Below are 15,754 nucleotides of genomic sequence, written 5' to 3'. Positions count from 1 at the left end.
GAGGCACGGGTGTCTGAGCGCAGCGAGTTCCGCGCCGTCCCTCGCCGGACCGAGGAGCACAGGGCACCGACGTGCGCAGCACGTCGGCTCGCGGCTGGCGGAGCGTTTCTTTTGGTTACTTTTCTTTTCGCGAAAAGAAAAGTAACGCCCGACCGAGCATCAGATACGCACGGCCCTTGTAGAGTCGAGCCATGCTCGACTGCGCGCTTCAACCCAGCATCTCCAGCCCACGCACTTCGGTAATGCCCAGCCCCGGTACGTCGCTGATGCTGATCTCCGATTCATTGAAATGCACGCCCCCGCTGACCGGGTCGAACTGGCCCAGCGACGGGCCGTCCAGATCGACCTTGGTGATCACATCGCTCTTGGCCACCGCCAGGTGCACGGCCGCGGCCACGCTGATGCTGGATTCAATCATGCAGCCGATCATGCAGGGCACACCGTAGATACCGGCGATGTCGGCGATGCGGATCGCGTTGGACAGGCCGCCGGTCTTCATCAGCTTGATGTTGATGATGTCGGCCGCGCGCTGCTGGATCAGGTCCATCACCTGGCTTGGACTGAACACGCTTTCGTCGGCCATCACCGGCGTGTTGACGCGGTCGGTCACGTACTTCAGGCCACTGATGTCGGCGGCCTTCACCGGCTGCTCCAGCAGCTCGAGCACCACGCCCGCTTCCTCCAGCGTGCGCATGGCATGCACCGCCTGCTTGGCGGTCCAGCCCTGGTTGGCATCCAGCCGCAGCAGGGCGCGGCCTTCCACAGCAGCGTGGATCGCCTTGACCCGTTCGATGTCCAGGCCGATGTCCTTGCCGACCTTGATCTTCAGCGACTCGAAGCCGCGTTCGATCGCCGACAGCGAATCGGCCACCATCTTGTCGATGTAGTCCACGCTGATGGTGATGTCAGTGGTGATCACCGGGTCGCCGCCGCCCAGCATCTGGTACAGCGGCGCGCCATGCAGCTGTGCCCACAGGTCGTACAGCGCGATCTCCACCGCCGCCTTGGCGCTGGTGTTGCGCTCCATCGCGGTCTGCACCAGACCGCACAGGCGATTGAGGTTGGCCACGTCCTGGCCGATCAGGCGCGGCGCGATGAAGTGACGGATCGCCTCGATGATCGAGCCGTGGGTATCACCGGTGATCACCGCGGTGGCCGGCGCTTCGCCGTAGCCGGTGTGGCCGGTGTCGGTGCGGATCAGCACCACTACGTCTTCCACGGTTTCCACCGTGCGCAGGGCGGTCTTGAACGGTGTTTTCAGCGGCACGCGCAGCATGCCCAGTTCGATGGCAGTGATCTTCATTCAGGGGGTCTTGGCACGCAGGCGTTGGATGTTGGTGATGCGGTCGATGTAGCGGACGCTGTCGCTGGCCATCATCGGCTCCAGCGGGGTGACCGAAACACCATTGAGATGGGCCTGCACACGCTTGCCGTCAGCACCGAACCAGCTGCCGCCCGCCGTATCGTGGATCACCCAGGTGCGGCCGTCGACGTGGCCGATGGCCATCATCACGTGGCCGGGGATGTAGACCAGATCGCCCACCTGCAGATCGGTGACGGCGCGGTCGCGCACGTCCTTGCCGTCCTTGCCGGTGAACGGTACGCGGTCCAGCGCCGGACTGATCGCCTGAGCACTGGTATTGCGCGGCAGCAGCACGCCGAAGCTGCGGTAGATCTCGGAAACGAAACCGCTGCAGTCGCGGGTGTCGTAGTCGTGGCCCCAACCGTAGCGCTCGCCGAGGAACTTGAAGGCCTGCTGCAGCAGCAGGCGTGGGGTCAGCGGCAGGTAGTCGGCGGCGGTGTCCTGCGAGCGCGGCAGCAGCGCCGGCACCAGCTTCAACCGGCCATCGGCTTCGCGTACCGGCAACTGCACCACCCACGCGGCGTGCGCCTGCTGGCCGTTCACCGGCTCTGACGCCGGCCAGTCGGCCAGCACCGGCAGGCGCACGCCCATGTCCAGCTGCAGGCGCGAGACGCGTGGTTCTTCCGGGGTGTATGCGGTCTGCGTGGTGGCACCGGTGATGATCCGGTACGGTCCTTTCGCGCCGTAGCCGAGCACTGTGGCCTTGTCGCCGTTGGCGATGGCGTCGGCCTCGATCCATGCGCTGTAGCGCTCGCTGTGCACGAACAGCCAGCGGCCGTCGGCACTGTGATGGACCACGGCGACCTTGTCACCGGGGAACAGTGCCGATTCCTGGAAGCGGTCGATGTCGGTGTCGCCGACGGTGCTGAAGACGCGCTCGCGGGTGGGGAAAGTACGCAGTGCAGCGCGCTTCACCACCAGCCCGTATTGCGGTGTCGTCTGCGCGGGAATGGACTGCAGGCCCAGATTGGCTTCGGTCGCGCTGCGCAGTGCCGGCGCAACGGCCTGGCCCTTGTCGTTGTACAGAGTGCGGGTGGGCCAGCTCGACAGCGCGGTGATGCTTGCGCGCACCGCCGCCGCATCCAGCTGGGCTGGCAATGCGGCGATGTCCTGGATGTGGCCGTCCTGTGCCCGCATCCGCGCGTTCTGTGCCTCGATCTGGCTGCGGTCCAGGATCGGCACATCGGCGTTGTCCAGGCGCGCGGCCCAGTACTGGGGGGTGAGGTAGGCCTCGTGCAGGCCGATCACATAGGGCAGCGGCGCGCCGGGATCAGGCGTCGGGGAAGCGAGTGCGAAGGCCGGTGCGGCCAGCAGGCACAGGGCCAGGGTCAACCGGCGCGGCCAGCGCCGGCGCGGTTCGCGGGAAGCCAGGATCATGCGCTGCACACCCTCCTCGAATGCCTGTTGGAATATTTATTCCTTTCGGCGTCGAAAGCAAGAATAAATTATTGACCGGTCTCCCGGCCCGTGTTACACAGCCGTTACCACCCGCGCTTGGGAAGTGTCGCTGTGGATCCTGCCGTTCGCAAACTGCGTCTGCCTGCTGCTGCCGGCCTGAGTGCCGCGCTGCTGCTGTGCGCGTGGTCGGCGGGAGCGGAGCCGCCACCCTCGGCCATCCAGTTCGCGCGCGTCGTGCAGATGATCGACGCGGGACGGTTCTTTGAAGCCGGCAGCGAACTGAACACCTGGTCGGCTGCGGACGCGGCGGAGCCTGGCGTCAGTTTCGACGACATCGCGTTCCAGGAAGAGCGCATGCGCCGCATCCGCCTGGATTTTTCCCTCGACGAAGCCGCCACCAAGTCTGCCGTGCGCCGCTGGATTCCCGACCTGACCGACGAGGAATTCGCACGCTGGGACCAGCTTGGACTGATCGAACACCTCGACATCGATGGCACGCGCTGGTACCTCAAGCGCGCACCGTCGAACCTGTTCCTGCTCAGCGACGAGGCACGTGCGCGCCGCCGCGCGGATGCACCGATGCCGGCGCCGGGCCCGAACGAGGTGCTCAACGCGCACCACGCGCGCGTGCTTGCCGCAGCGGAACAAAGTGGCCGAGCGTCGGTACTGCCGCAGCGCATTGAATTCACCCAGTCGCTCACGGTGAAAGCTGATGCGGTGCCGGCCGGCGAGACCGTACGCGCCTGGATTCCCTACCCGCGCGAGATACCCGGCCAGCAGGAGCAGGTGCAGTGGCTGGGCAGCACCCCGGGCAAGGCGCGCGTGGCGCCAGCCAGCACCCTGCAGCGCACGGCCTATCTGGAAGCCAAGGCGGTGGCGGGGCAGCCGACGCGCTTCGAGGTCCGCTACGCGGTCACGATCCTGGCCCGGCATACCGCGATCGATCCGGCCAAGGTGCAGCCGACACCGGCCGATCCGGCGCTGAAACCCTACCTGGCCGAGCAGCCGCCGCACGTGCGATTCACGCCGGCACTGAAGCTGTTCTCCGACCAGGTGCTGCAGGGGGAAACCCGCCCGTATGAAGTGGTGCGCAAGCTGTTTGCTGCCGTGGATCGCATTCCATGGGCCGGTGCGCGCGAATACTCCACGATCAGCAACATCAGCGATTACGCGCTGCGTGCCGGACATGCCGACTGCGGCCAGCAGACGCTGTTGCTGATCGCGCTGCTGCGCATGAACGGCATTCCCGCGCGCTGGCAGTCGGGCATGGTGTTCTCCGACGATGGCAGCGGCTACAACAACCTGCATGACTGGGGGCAGGTCTACCTGGCGCCGTATGGCTGGCTGCCGATGGATGTGACCACCGGCGCGCTGGCCAGCGACGTGCCTGCCCTGCGCGATTTCTACCTGGGTGGCCTCGACGGCTACCGCATCGCCTTCAACGACGATTTCGGCCAGGCCCTGGTGCCGGCCAAGCAGCACTTCCGCTCGGAAACGGTCGACTCGCAGCGCGGCGAGGCCGAGTGGTCAGGCGGCAACCTGTACTTCGACCAATGGAACTACGACTTCCAGTGGCGGGTACTGCCAGCCGGGCAACGCTAGCGCGACACATCGCATTCCACACCATTCAATTCTTGCAGGAGAGAGCAGGGGATGAAGGCTTACAGCATCAAGCGGGCGGCGTTGTGCGTCGCCCTCGGGGCGTGTCTGGGCGTGATGCTGCCCGGCACCGCAATGGCGCAGAACGTGAGCGGCGCGGTGGCGGGCCGTGCCACCGCCGGTGATCAGGTGACCGTGGTCAGCAACAGCACGGGCCTGACCCGCTCTGTCACGGTCGGTGCCGATGGCAGCTATCGCCTTGGCCAGCTACCGGTGGGCGACTACCAGTTGCAGCTCAGCCGTGATGGCCAGAAGCTGGGTGATCAGGTTGCTGTCAGCGTCGCGATCGGCGGCACCACCACGGTCAATCTGGCAAGCGGCGGCGGCGTCACCAATCTCGATGCACTGCAGGTGGTCGGCACACGCGTGGTCAATCGCGTGGATGTCTATTCCACCGAAACATCCTTCAACATCAATCGACAGGAAATCTCGCGCCTTCCTGTGGCGCAGGACCTGTCTGCGGTCGCACTGATGGCGCCTGGCGTGGTCGGCGGCAACTCGTCCTTTGGTGGCTTGTCCTTCGCCGGCTCGTCGGTGGCTGAAAATGCCGTCTTCATCAATGGCCTGAATGTCACCGACATGTACACCCGTCGCGGCTTCAGTACCGCGCCGTTCGCCTTCTTCAAGGAGTTTCAGGTCAAGACCGGCGGATACTCGGTCGAGTTCGGCCGCTCCACCGGTGGCGTGATCAATGCGGTGACCCGTTCGGGCAGCAACGAGTTCGAAGGCGGCGTGGAAGTCACCGCTGAACCCAGTGCATGGCGCTCCAGCGGCGGCGACCACTTCCATCGTGATGGAACCCCGCATTCGTATGGCAGCCGCGACAACAACTCGTTCCTGAAGACCAACGTGTGGGGCTCCGGTCCGATCATCAAGGACAAGCTGTTCCTGTTCGCGATGTATGAAGACCGCAGTGACAAAGGGCACAACACCTCGTCCGATGGCAGTACCTGGTTCAAGAATGATTCCGGCAACGGCTTCTGGGGCACCAAGCTGGACTGGAACATCAACGACAACCACAGCCTGGCACTGCTGGCGTTCTCCGACGAAGGTGACGTCACCAACGCCTCGTATGGCTACAACTGGAACGCAGACCAGCTCGGTGCATGGGGCGGTGATTCGGTCACCGAGACGGGTGGTCGCAACTGGTCGGCCACCTATACCGGCCACTTCGGCCAGAACTTCACCGCCCGCGCCATGGTCGGCCAGAACAACCAGCGTGCGTTCACCAATTCGTCGCTGGATCAGGCGTGCAGCCCGGTGTTCACCGACAGCACCTACGGCCCGCGCCTGGGCAAGCTGCAGGGCCTGCGCGCAGGCTGCCACCCCACCGGCACGGCAGTGGCCGAGCGTGACGATACCCGTGACGTGGCGCGACTGGACTTCGAATGGCAGCTGGGTGATCACCTGCTACGCTTCGGTGTCGACCGTGAGCTGATGACCACAAAGCAGTCCACCCGCTACCCCGGTCCGACCGAGTTGAGCTACACGGCCTACGTAGCGCGACCTGGCGACGAAGTCTGGGACGGTGCCAATGCCTACGTGCCAGCAGGCGTTACCGAAATGCTGCGTGCGCGCAACCGCAAGTCGGGAGGCACGTTCGAGACTGAAGCCAATGCCTTCTACGTGGAAGACATCTGGAACATCACTCCGAACCTGATGCTCAACCTCGGCGTGCGCTGGGACCGTTTCGAAAACCGCACCGCCGCCGGCAAGGCGTTCATCAAGATGGACGACCTGGTCGCGCCGCGTGTGGGCTTCTCGTGGGACATGCGCGGTGATGGCAGCACCAAGCTCTTCGGCAACGCCGGCCGCTACTACCTGCCGGTTACCAACAACATCAACGTGAACTTCGCCGGTGGTCTCACCGACGAATACAGCTATTACGTGCTCAATGGCTGGGAACAGAAGACCTCGCCGACAGGCTCGCCGTACATGGCACCGATCGTCGGCCAGCAGATCGGGCCGACCGACACCCGCATGAACACCGGCGGTGCCGACCTGCGCCAGAGCGTGGACCGCGATCTCAAGGCGGTCTACCAGGACGAGTACATCCTGGGCTTCCAGAACATGATCAACCAGGCGTGGTCCTGGGGCGTCAACGCCACCTATCGACGGATGACCCGTGCGCTGGATGACATCCGCATCAACTACACCCCGTGCGGCCCGACCCCGAGCACGCTGTGGCCGATCGCCAATCCGGGCGAGAGCCTGACGATCTGGGGCGACAAGAGCATCGGCTGCGCCAACGAAGGCTGGATCACCATCGACACCGCCAACAGCGGCTATCGAAAGGGCGGCAGCGACGAGGTGATCGGTTACTCCAAGCCCAAGCGTACCTACAAGGCGCTGGAGTTCCAGATCGACCGTGCATGGGACGAGAAGTGGATGTTCAACGCGTCCTACCTGTGGTCGAAGAGTGAAGGCAACTTCGAAGGACCAGTGAACTCCGATACCAACTACGGTGATACCGGCATGGTCCAGTTCTGGGACCACCCCGCCACCAACGAGCGCTACGGCGTACTGTTCAACGACTTCCGCCACCAGTTCAAGCTGCGAGCTGCGTACGCACTGAACAAGCAATGGTCCTTCGGCACCACGTTGCAGGTGCAGTCCGGTGGCCCGATCACTGCGTATGGCGTGATGTGGCCAAACGACTCCATCGCCGGTGGCAGTACCTCCAGTGAAGGTAGTGGCGGTGGCACCGGTTGGCTGTGCGTGGCCAACTGCTCCGGCCCATACAACCAGCGACAGTTCGAGTACAGTCCGCGCGGCGCGTTCGGTCGCCTGCCATGGACGTGGACCATGGGCGCCAATGTGACGTGGCGTTTGCCGGTGGAAGGCGTCGACCTCAGCGCACGGCTGTCGGTCTACAACCTGTTCAACAATCAGAAGACCATCAACGTGCACCAGCGCTATGAAGCGCAGCCCGGCCAGTACCGCGAGGCGACGTTCGCCACCGGGACGCGCTGGCAGGCTCCGCGCTATACACAGTTGGTGGTGACCTGGAATTTCTGAGGCTGCATCCCGTGCCGTCCGTGTGGGCGGCGCGGGCATTGGAAGGGAAGCGTGCATGCATCATCTGCTGATCCTCGCAGCGGCATTGGCCGCACCCTCCGCATCGGCGACCGACACCGCCCCCCTCGATACCGATGTCGCCGCCGTGGTCCGGCACGAGCACCTGCCCGGGCTGGCCATGGCGGTGGTCGAGAACGGACAGGTGGTCTATCGCCATGCCGAGGGCGCGCGCGGTGATGGCGGCCGCATCGACGAGGACACGCTGTTCAAGATCGCCTCCAACAGCAAGGCGATGACCGCCGCGTTGCTGGCGCGGCTGGTGCAGCAGGGCAGGCTGCGCTGGGATGACCCGGTGCGGCGGCACCTGCCCGGTTTCCGCATGCATGACGCATGGGTGGGCCAGCAGATGCAGGTGCGCGACTTGCTGATCCACAACAGCGGCCTCGGCCTGGGTGCCGGCGACCTGATGCTGTGGCCGGAACCGAACTCGTTCACCCGCGCCGACATCATTGCCGGACTGGCGCACTTGAAGCCGGTCAGCAGCTTCCGCAGCCACTATGCCTACGACAACCTGATGTACGTGGTGGCCGGCGAAGTGGCCGCTGCGGCGGGTGGCAAATCGTACGACCAGTTGATGCGCGAGCAGGTGTTTGAACCACTCGGGATGACGCGCTGCCAGGTGGGGGCCTGGTCGGTGAAGCGCGTAGGCAACGTCGCGCAGCCACATGCCTGGCGTGGTGATCGCAATGAGGTGGTGAACGCTGACGGTGCCATCAGCCCGGACCTGCCGTCCATGGCTGCCGGAGGCATCCGCTGTTCGCTGCGTGACATGACGCGCTGGATGCAGGTACTGCTGGATCCTGCCGTGGTGCCGGCCTGGTTGGACAGTGAACAGCGCCGCACGTTGTGGACATTACACATGCCGATGCCGCTGGGTGAGCGCCAGCGGCGCTGGGACAACGCGCATTTTTACGGCTACGGCTATGGCTGGCGCGTTTCTGACATGGATGGGCAGTGGAAGGTGGCACACACCGGCACGCTGTCAGGGATGTACTCGTCGCTGGCGCTGCTGCCCGACCGCAAGGTGGGTGTGGTGATGCTGATCAATGGCGAAGGCGAGGATGCGCGTACCGCGTTGATGCAGGCCGCGCTGAAGCGCTTCACCGCAGCGGACGATGCGCGGCCTGCGATGGAGTACCTTGCCGAACTGAAGGCGGACCAGGCCGCTCGTGCGGCAACCGGGCATCAGCGGCCGCCGACGTCAGATGCGCAGCAGGCGTCGGCTTCCGATCTGCAGCGCTGGCAAGGCCGCTACACTGATTCGTGGCTGGGCCCGGCCTCACTGTGCCCGGGCGCGGACGGCCTGCGCTTCAGCGTGGACAAGTCGCCCCGGCTGCAGGCCACGGTGCTGCAGTTGCAGGGGCGTTGGCTGCTGCGCTGGGATACGCTGGGCGAAGATGCACAGGCCTGGCTGCAGCCCGGTGACGGTGCGCCGCCCACACTGGACCTGCGTGCCATCGATCCGGACATCGACTTCAGCTATGACTTCCAGGACCTGCATTTCACTCGTACTGGCGACTGCCCTGGCAGCGAGCGCCAGCGCCGCTGAGCCGCCGCGTGTTTCGCCGGCCACTGATGCCGCCAGCGCCGGATTAGTGGAGGTCCGCACGTTGTCGCCAGGCATCGAGATGGACATCCGCTACGCCGGCGCGAACAACTTCACCGGCGCGCGCGTGCCGGGTTACGAGGCGCCGTCCTGTTACCTGCTGGCGCCGGTGGCGAAGGCACTGGCACAGGTGGAACAGGACCTGCGCGCGGATGGCTTTGGCCTGCGCCTCTACGACTGCTACCGGCCGGTGCGTTCGGTGCAGGCCTTCATGGCCTGGGTGAACGATCCGCGCGAGCGCTCGCGCAAGGCTTTGCAGTACCCGGATCTGGACAAGCCACGGCTGCTGGTCGACGGCTACATCGCCGAGCGCTCCGGCCATAGCCGCGGTGCCACCGTCGACCTCGGTCTGCTCGATTGCCGCAGCGGTACCTGCACGCCGCTGGACATGGGGACGGATTTCGATTTCTTCGGCCCTCGTGCGCACACGCAGACAAGCGGATTGAGCGATGCACAACAGGCGAACCGCAAGCAGCTGGTGCAGGCGATGGCACGCCGTGGTTTCGTCAACTATCCGCAGGAGTGGTGGCACTACACCCTGCAACCCGAGCCGGATCCCGGCACCGCGTACGACGTCCCGGTGCGGTAGGGATATCGGCAGAGGGTCGCTGCTGTTGGTAGGTGTCGACCTTGGTCGACACGGTAGATCCACGCCATGCGTGGACGCCTTTCGTTCAATCATCGGAGTATTCGATTTCGATGGGGATTCATCCACGCATGGCGTGGATCTACCGGGGCTAACGGATTGGGTCCGAGGCAGATCCCTTACACTGGCCGCCTCTTCATCCCTGCCCACCCGATGAACCTTCCCCTGCACTTCGGCCTGCTCGGTACCCTCGAAGCGGGCGCCATCGCCCTGCTGGTCGGGCTGCTGGTGTACTTCCTGTGGTCGCAGCTGTGCCGGCTCCTGCACTGGACGGTCGGCCACGCGATCGGCTGGTCCTGCGTCATCGCCGTGATCATCTCCGCCGGCATCGATGCCTGGAAGCTGTTCTACATGGGCATCGTGCGTCTGGAGTCGCCGCTGTATGCGCGTCTTTTCCTCGCCACCATCCACGATCCGAACGAACTCGGCAGCCGCGTGGTGCTGGAAATCGCCGGCGCGCTCGCTGGTGTTGCCCTCGGCTGGGTGGTGTTCAGTTCGCGGTCATCGGCTCAGAACGTCGACTGACGCAGGTTTTTCGTTCGCTGCCGGTTAAATCAGGCAGCGCTGAATGCGCAGCTTATGAGCCACTCACTTCATGCTAACCACCGCGCTAAAGCATGCGCGTAGGCGAGTGGTTAATCGTGCGTGTTGACGCCGGTCGCGGGGCAAAATCGATTCAGAAAGGCGGTGGCAGGGTAGGTGCCGTGCGGAGACAACACGCCGCGCAACACCACCCAATTGGTAGGAGACACCCCTGATGACTATTCGCAACCGCAAGCCCCTGATCGCCCTGATCGTCGCCGCCGGCAGCGTGCTGGCCATTCCGGCGATGGCCCAGTCGGCCAAGCAGCAGGCCGCGCAGGCACAGAACGAGGCCGCGCAGGCGCAGCAGTCGGCGGCACAGGCAGGGCAGGCGGCTGACCAGGCGACCAACGCGGCCGCAGCGGCTTCGGCACAGGCCAATGGCGGTGGCCAGACCTGGGCCAGCATCGATACCGATGGCAACGGCACCATCAGCAAGACCGAGGCGCAGGTGAACGCTGGCCTGGCCCAGGTGTTCGACCAGGCCGATACCAACAAGGACGGCGAGCTGAGCGCCGATGAGTACAAGGCCTACGTGGCCGCCCAGCAGGCCGGTACAGGTGCCGGCGCGGCGCAGGGCCGCTGATCCACGCCTGATTCGGGAAGACCGGTGCATGAGGACCCGGGCGGCTGCGGCCGCCCGGGTTTTTATCGTCACCAGCACCCCTGTATCCTTGTGCGATGAACACCCCCACGCCTGCGCCGTCGCGCGCCATCGGCCTGGTCGGTTTTGACGGTGACGATACGCTGTGGAAGAGCGAGGACTACTACCGCAAGGCCGAGCAGGATTATCTTGACCTGCTGTCGCGCTACGTCGACGTGCATGACACGCAGACCGCGCGCCACCTGCTGGAAGTGCAGCAGCGCCACCTGGGCACCTTCGGTTACGGCGTGAAGAGCATGACGCTGTCGATGATCGAAGCGGCCATCGACATCACCGGCCAGCGCATCGAGGCCAAGGACATCCAGCGCATCCTGGACATCGGCCACGACACCCTGCGCCACCCGGTCGAACTGATCGACGGTGTGCGCGAAGCGGTGGCGGCCATCGCCGAGCACTACCCGGTGGTGCTGATCACCAAGGGCGACCTGTTCCACCAGGAAGCGAAGATCAAGGTCGCCAACCTGGCCGAGCTGTTCCCGCGCATCGAGATCGTCTCCGAGAAGGACCCGGAAACCTACGCCCGCGTGCTGGCCGAATTCGACCTGCCGATGCAGCGCTTCGTGATGGTCGGCAACTCGCTGCGCTCGGACATCGAGCCGGTGGTGACCCTGGGCGGCTGGGGCGTGCATACGCCGTACGCAGTGACCTGGGCCCACGAGACCCAGCACGGCGTGGCCGACGACGAACCGCGCATGGTCACCGCCGACACTGCCCACGATTGGCCGGCCGCACTGGCGGCGATCGAGGCCAAGGCCTCGGCGGCGGCCTGACAGGACCCGGCGGCTGCGGCAGAATCGGGGCATGAACGTCCGACTGCGCGCACTGTTGTTGTCCTTGCTGCTGGTGCCGGCCACCGTGCTGGCCCAGCAGACCGCCGAGCGTTCGGCGGCCTACACGGTGGAAACCGGTGACCGTTGGGTCGATGCCCAACTGCAGGACATCAACCACTACGCCGAACGCTACCCCGACGCCTTCCTCGACGAGGTGTCGCGCTATGCCGGCGTACCGCGCGGCTACATCAGCGCGCTGTTCACCACCCATGGCTGGCAGGCCGGGGATATCTACTTCGCCTGCTTCTGGGCCAAGGCCAGCGGCCAGACCTGCCGCGACAGCGTGCGCGCCTTCAGCCAGGACCCGGAGGGCGGCTGGGAGGCGGGGGTGAAGCGCATGCCGACCAAGCCGGACAACCTGCACTACCGCGCGCTGCGCCACGCCATCGTGGCCAGCTACCAGCACTGGGACCGGCCGATCACCCTGGATGCCACCCTGAGGCGCCAGCTCAAGCGGTAGTGCCGGCCGCTGGCCGGCAACTGCACCCTTCCAGGCATCCCGAGGTTGCCGGCCAGCGGCCGGCACTACCGATTTCCTTCATGTTGCTCTGCATATCGCCGCGGCCCCGCGCTCCGGCGACAATACGGGTTCGAGCTGTTCCCCGTTCCCGTAATCGAGTGACTGATGAGCGCCTCTTTCGTTTCGCCTGATGTGATCCGCCGCCTGTTCGCGCAGGCCATGTCCCGCATGTACCGCACCGAAGTGCCGCTGTACGGCACGCTGGTGGAACTGGTGGAGCGGATCAACGCGCAGGTGCTTGACCAAGACCCTGCGCTGGCCGCGCAGCTGCAGCGCAACGACGAGCGCGCGCGCCTGGATGAAGAGCGCCACGGCGCGATCCGGGTCGGCACCGTGCAGGAACTGGCCACGCTGCGCCGCCTGTTCGCGGTGATGGGCATGTACCCGGTGGGCTACTACGACCTGTCGGTGGCTGGCGTGCCGGTGCACTCAACCGCGTTCCGCCCGCTCACCGGCGCCGCGCTGGCGCAGAACCCGTTCCGCGTGTTCACCTCGCTGCTGCGCCTGGAGCTGATCGAAGACGAAGCGCTGCGTGCCGAATCGGCAAAGATCCTTGCACGTCGCCGCATCTTCACCGAGGGCGCGCTGGCGCTGATCGAGCAGGCCGAGCGTGACGGCGGGCTGTCGCAGGCCGATGCCGAGCGCTTCGTCGATGAAGCACTGGAAACCTTCCGCTGGCACGGCGATGCCACCGTCGATCTGCCGACCTACCACGCGCTGCACAACGCGCATCGGCTGGTGGCCGACGTGGTCAGTTTCCGTGGCCCGCACATCAACCACCTGACCCCGCGCACGCTGGATATCGACGCGGCGCAGGCGGCGATGATCGAGCATGGCATGGCGGCCAAGGCGGTGATCGAAGGCCCGCCGCGCCGTGCCTGCCCGATCCTGCTGCGGCAGACCAGCTTCAAGGCACTGGAAGAAGCCGTGCAGTTCCCGCACAGTGAGGGTGGTGATGCCGGCACCCACACCGCGCGCTTCGGCGAGATCGAACAGCGTGGCCTTGCGCTGACCCCGAAGGGCCGCGCGCTCTACGACCAGCTGCTGTCGCAGGCACGCGATGCCGGTGGCGAAGGCAGCACCGGCGGCGACTACGGCCAGCGCCTGCAGGCGGTGTTCGCCAGCTTCCCGGATGACCATGACACGCTGCGCCAGGAAGGCCTGGGCTATTACCGCTACCAGCTGACCGATGCCGGCCGCGCCGCGCCGGAGCGCGTGGCCGATCTGCCGGCTGAAGTACTGGTGGCCGCGGGCCTGGCCACGGCCGACCCGATCGTCTACGAGGATTTCCTGCCGGTCAGCGCCGCGGGCATCTTCCAGTCGAACCTGGGCGGTGAAGAACAGCGTGCGTATGCCGCACACGCCAACCGCGAGGCCTTCGAGCAGGCGCTGGGCGTGGCGGTGAATGACGAGTTCGAAATCTACGAGCGGCTGCAGGCCGAATCGCTGGCGGCGCTGCGCACCGCGTGAAGGTAGAGCCGGCCGCTGGCCGGCTGTTCTGGGGAGCCGGCCAGCGGCCGGCTCTACCCGATGTCCGTGCCTGGGGTCATGGCGCTGCCCTCTGTAGAGCCGAGCCATGCTCGGCTGCCGAGAAAAGCAGTCGAGCATGGCTCGACTCTACAAAAGCGGGTCTCAGCCCTTCATCGTGCCGGTATCCAGCCAGCGCTGGTGCCACGACAGCGCTTCCGGCAGCAGGTGCGGGGTGTGCTTGCCGTAGCTCTCGCGGCTGGCGCGGTCGAAGTAGTCCTGCAGCTGCGGGCGGAAATCCGGGTGCGCGCAGTTGTCGATCAGCACCTGCGCACGCTTGCGCGGGGTCAGGCCACGCAGGTCGGCCAAGCCCTGTTCGGTGACGATCACCGACACGTCGTGTTCGGTGTGGTCCACGTGGCTGGCCATCGGCACGATCGCCGAGATGGTGCCGTTCTTCGCGGTGGACGGGCTCAGGAACGCCGACAGGAAACCGTTGCGGGCAAAGTCACCGGAACCGCCGATGCCGTTCATGATCCGCGTGCCCATCACGTGCGTCGAATTGACGTTGCCGTAGATGTCCACCTCGATCATGCCGTTCATGCCGATGCAGCCGAGGCGGCGCACCAGTTCCGGATGGTTGGAGATTTCCTGCGTGCGCATGATGATGCGCTCGCGGTAGAAATCGATGTTCTCCTTGAACGTCTCGTTGGCCTGCGGGCTCAGCGCGAAGCCGGTGCACGAGGCATAGCTCAGCACGCCGTCGCGCAGCAGGTCGAGCATGCCGTCCTGGATCACTTCGGTGAACGCGGCCAGGTCGCGGAAACCACTCTTGGCCAGGCCGGCCAGCACCGCGTTCGGAATATTGCCCACGCCTGACTGCAGCGGCAGCAGGTTCGGCGGCAGGCGCCCCTTCTTCACTTCGTGCTTGAGGAACTCGATCAGGTGCGAAGCGATCTGCTCGCTGGTTGCATCAATCGGGCTGAACGGGCTGTTGCGGTCCGGGCCGTTGGTGCGCACCACGGCCACGATCTTGTCCGGGTCGCAGCGCAGCGCGGTGTCGCCGATGCGGTCGTTGGCGTTCACCAGCGGAATCGGCTTGCGGTGCGGCGGCAGCGCGGTGCCGTAGTAGATGTCATGCATGCCGTCGACGCCGGCCGGCTGCCACTCGTTGACCTCGACGATCACCTTCTTCGCCAGGTCCAGCCAGGTCTTGTTGTTGCCGACCGAGGTGGAGGGCACCAGCGAGCCATCCTCGCGGATGGCCGAGACTTCGATCACGGCGGTATCGATCTCGCCATAGAAACCGAACCACACGTGCTGGGCCACGTGGCTGAGGTGGATGTCGATGTAATCCAGCTTGCCCTCGTTGATGCGGTTGCGCGCATCCGGGTCGCTCTGGAACGGCATGCGCATGGCGATGCCATCGGCCTTGGCCAGCGCGCCATCGAGTTCCGGCGCGGTGGAGGCGCCAGTCATCAGGCTGATCTGGAAGGGCTGGCCCTGGGCATGCACCGCTTCGATGCGGCGGGCCAGTTCGACGGGAACGGCCTTGGGATACCCGGAGCCGGTAAAGCCGCTCATGGCCACGGTTTCACCGGGCTGGATCAGCGCGGCTGCGGCCTCTGCGGAGACCACGCGGTCACGAAGACGCGCGTTGGCGATGCGATCAACAGACATGACGACACGTGTTGCTGGGGGGAATTCTGATTATCGGCCATCCTCATCCGTACGGGGGGTTCTACCTTCGTGGAATGGCTTTTCCCGCAGGGGTCACCCAAACCCGCCGGTTTTGTTTTGCAGTGCAGCGTGCAAAGTGCTTTCGCAGCCCGCACGATGGACCTGCATCCCGACGTGGGGGAGGGAGCAGAGCCCGCTGGCAGTTCGCTGCAAGCGGGCTTTTTTATTACCTGTCGTCCAGTATGAATACGCGGTCTCCAT

At 65.5% G+C, this 15,754-nt stretch carries 12 protein-coding genes; 9 read left to right on the top strand and 3 right to left on the bottom strand.

Annotated features, from left to right (window positions below):
• Nucleotides 1-208: 208 nt before the first annotated feature.
• Nucleotides 209-1,303 carry a dipeptide epimerase gene (locus tag N7573_RS14495; protein ID WP_032130035.1) on the bottom strand — a complete coding sequence of 365 codons (1,095 nt, stop codon included), beginning with the start codon at nt 1,301-1,303 and terminating at the stop codon, nt 209-211.
• Complete coding sequence (locus tag N7573_RS14490) at nt 1,304-2,740, bottom strand: SH3 domain-containing protein (protein ID WP_279913446.1); 1,437 nt, start codon at nt 2,738-2,740, stop codon at nt 1,304-1,306. It lies immediately after the preceding gene.
• 132 nt (nt 2,741-2,872) lie between these two features.
• Between N7573_RS14490 and N7573_RS14485 the strand changes: the two genes are divergently transcribed.
• The 9 genes from N7573_RS14485 to N7573_RS14445 all read left to right on the top strand — a co-directional run bounded on the left by N7573_RS14485 (nt 2,873) and on the right by N7573_RS14445 (nt 13,816).
• Complete coding sequence (locus tag N7573_RS14485; protein ID WP_279913447.1) at nt 2,873-4,363, top strand: transglutaminase domain-containing protein; 1,491 nt, start codon at nt 2,873-2,875, stop codon at nt 4,361-4,363.
• A 51-nt stretch (nt 4,364-4,414) separates the two neighbouring features.
• The gene (locus tag N7573_RS14480) at nt 4,415-7,438 is read left to right on the top strand and encodes a TonB-dependent receptor (protein WP_279913448.1); all 3,024 of its coding nucleotides are present in this window, start codon (nt 4,415-4,417) and stop codon (nt 7,436-7,438) included.
• 55 nt (nt 7,439-7,493) lie between these two features.
• A complete protein-coding gene (locus N7573_RS14475; protein WP_279913449.1) occupies nt 7,494-9,047 on the top strand; it encodes a serine hydrolase in 1,554 nt (517 codons plus the stop codon).
• Nucleotides 8,980-9,693: a M15 family metallopeptidase gene (locus tag N7573_RS14470; protein WP_253144926.1), complete on the top strand. Its 714-nt coding sequence runs from the start codon at nt 8,980-8,982 to the stop codon at nt 9,691-9,693. The genes N7573_RS14475 and N7573_RS14470 overlap by 68 nt, the downstream gene beginning before the upstream one ends.
• Before the next feature lie 210 nt (nt 9,694-9,903).
• The gene (locus tag N7573_RS14465) at nt 9,904-10,275 is read left to right on the top strand and encodes a hypothetical protein (protein WP_032968343.1); all 372 of its coding nucleotides are present in this window, start codon (nt 9,904-9,906) and stop codon (nt 10,273-10,275) included.
• Nucleotides 10,276-10,507: 232 nt separating this feature from the next.
• A complete protein-coding gene (locus N7573_RS14460; RefSeq protein WP_279913450.1) occupies nt 10,508-10,918 on the top strand; it encodes an EF-hand domain-containing protein in 411 nt (136 codons plus the stop codon).
• Between the two features lie 95 nt (nt 10,919-11,013).
• A complete protein-coding gene (locus N7573_RS14455; RefSeq protein ID WP_032130030.1) occupies nt 11,014-11,766 on the top strand; it encodes an HAD family hydrolase in 753 nt (250 codons plus the stop codon).
• Nucleotides 11,767-11,797: 31 nt separating this feature from the next.
• On the top strand, nt 11,798-12,286 hold the full coding sequence (locus N7573_RS14450) for a hypothetical protein (protein ID WP_279943201.1): 489 nt from the start codon (nt 11,798-11,800) through the stop codon (nt 12,284-12,286).
• A 165-nt stretch (nt 12,287-12,451) separates the two neighbouring features.
• Nucleotides 12,452-13,816, top strand: coding sequence for a VOC family protein (locus tag N7573_RS14445; protein ID WP_279913977.1), 1,365 nt, complete (start codon nt 12,452-12,454; stop codon nt 13,814-13,816).
• Between the two features lie 162 nt (nt 13,817-13,978).
• On the opposite strand, the gene N7573_RS14440 is transcribed toward N7573_RS14445, so the two are convergent.
• Nucleotides 13,979-15,493 (bottom strand): acetyl-CoA hydrolase/transferase family protein, encoded by a 1,515-nt coding sequence (locus tag N7573_RS14440; protein WP_012509864.1) that lies wholly within the window; start codon nt 15,491-15,493, stop codon nt 13,979-13,981.
• Between the last annotated feature and the right edge of the window lie 261 nt (nt 15,494-15,754).

Origin of the sequence: Stenotrophomonas sp. GD04054 (assembly GCF_029836955.1) — a bacterium.
Lineage (GTDB): Bacteria > Pseudomonadota > Gammaproteobacteria > Xanthomonadales > Xanthomonadaceae > Stenotrophomonas > Stenotrophomonas maltophilia_A.
This window is presented reverse-complemented; position numbering and strand designations above follow the sequence as displayed.

What these genes read in the sequence shown, in the direction of transcription:
- N7573_RS14480 (WP_279913448.1), top strand. Translation starts at nt 4,415, where the DNA reads ATGAAGGCTTACAGCATCAAGCGGGCGGCGTTGTGCGTCGCCCTCGGG.
- N7573_RS14490 (WP_279913446.1), bottom strand. Translation starts at nt 2,740, where the DNA reads ATGATCCTGGCTTCCCGCGAACCGCGCCGGCGCTGGCCGCGCCGGTTG.
- N7573_RS14445 (WP_279913977.1), top strand. Translation starts at nt 12,452, where the DNA reads ATGAGCGCCTCTTTCGTTTCGCCTGATGTGATCCGCCGCCTGTTCGCG.
- N7573_RS14495 (WP_032130035.1), bottom strand. Translation starts at nt 1,303, where the DNA reads ATGAAGATCACTGCCATCGAACTGGGCATGCTGCGCGTGCCGCTGAAA.
- N7573_RS14455 (WP_032130030.1), top strand. Translation starts at nt 11,014, where the DNA reads ATGAACACCCCCACGCCTGCGCCGTCGCGCGCCATCGGCCTGGTCGGT.
- N7573_RS14450 (WP_279943201.1), top strand. Translation starts at nt 11,798, where the DNA reads ATGAACGTCCGACTGCGCGCACTGTTGTTGTCCTTGCTGCTGGTGCCG.
- N7573_RS14465 (WP_032968343.1), top strand. Translation starts at nt 9,904, where the DNA reads ATGAACCTTCCCCTGCACTTCGGCCTGCTCGGTACCCTCGAAGCGGGC.
- N7573_RS14460 (WP_279913450.1), top strand. Translation starts at nt 10,508, where the DNA reads ATGACTATTCGCAACCGCAAGCCCCTGATCGCCCTGATCGTCGCCGCC.
- N7573_RS14440 (WP_012509864.1), bottom strand. Translation starts at nt 15,493, where the DNA reads ATGTCTGTTGATCGCATCGCCAACGCGCGTCTTCGTGACCGCGTGGTC.
- N7573_RS14470 (WP_253144926.1), top strand. Translation starts at nt 8,980, where the DNA reads ATGACTTCCAGGACCTGCATTTCACTCGTACTGGCGACTGCCCTGGCA.
- N7573_RS14475 (WP_279913449.1), top strand. Translation starts at nt 7,494, where the DNA reads ATGCATCATCTGCTGATCCTCGCAGCGGCATTGGCCGCACCCTCCGCA.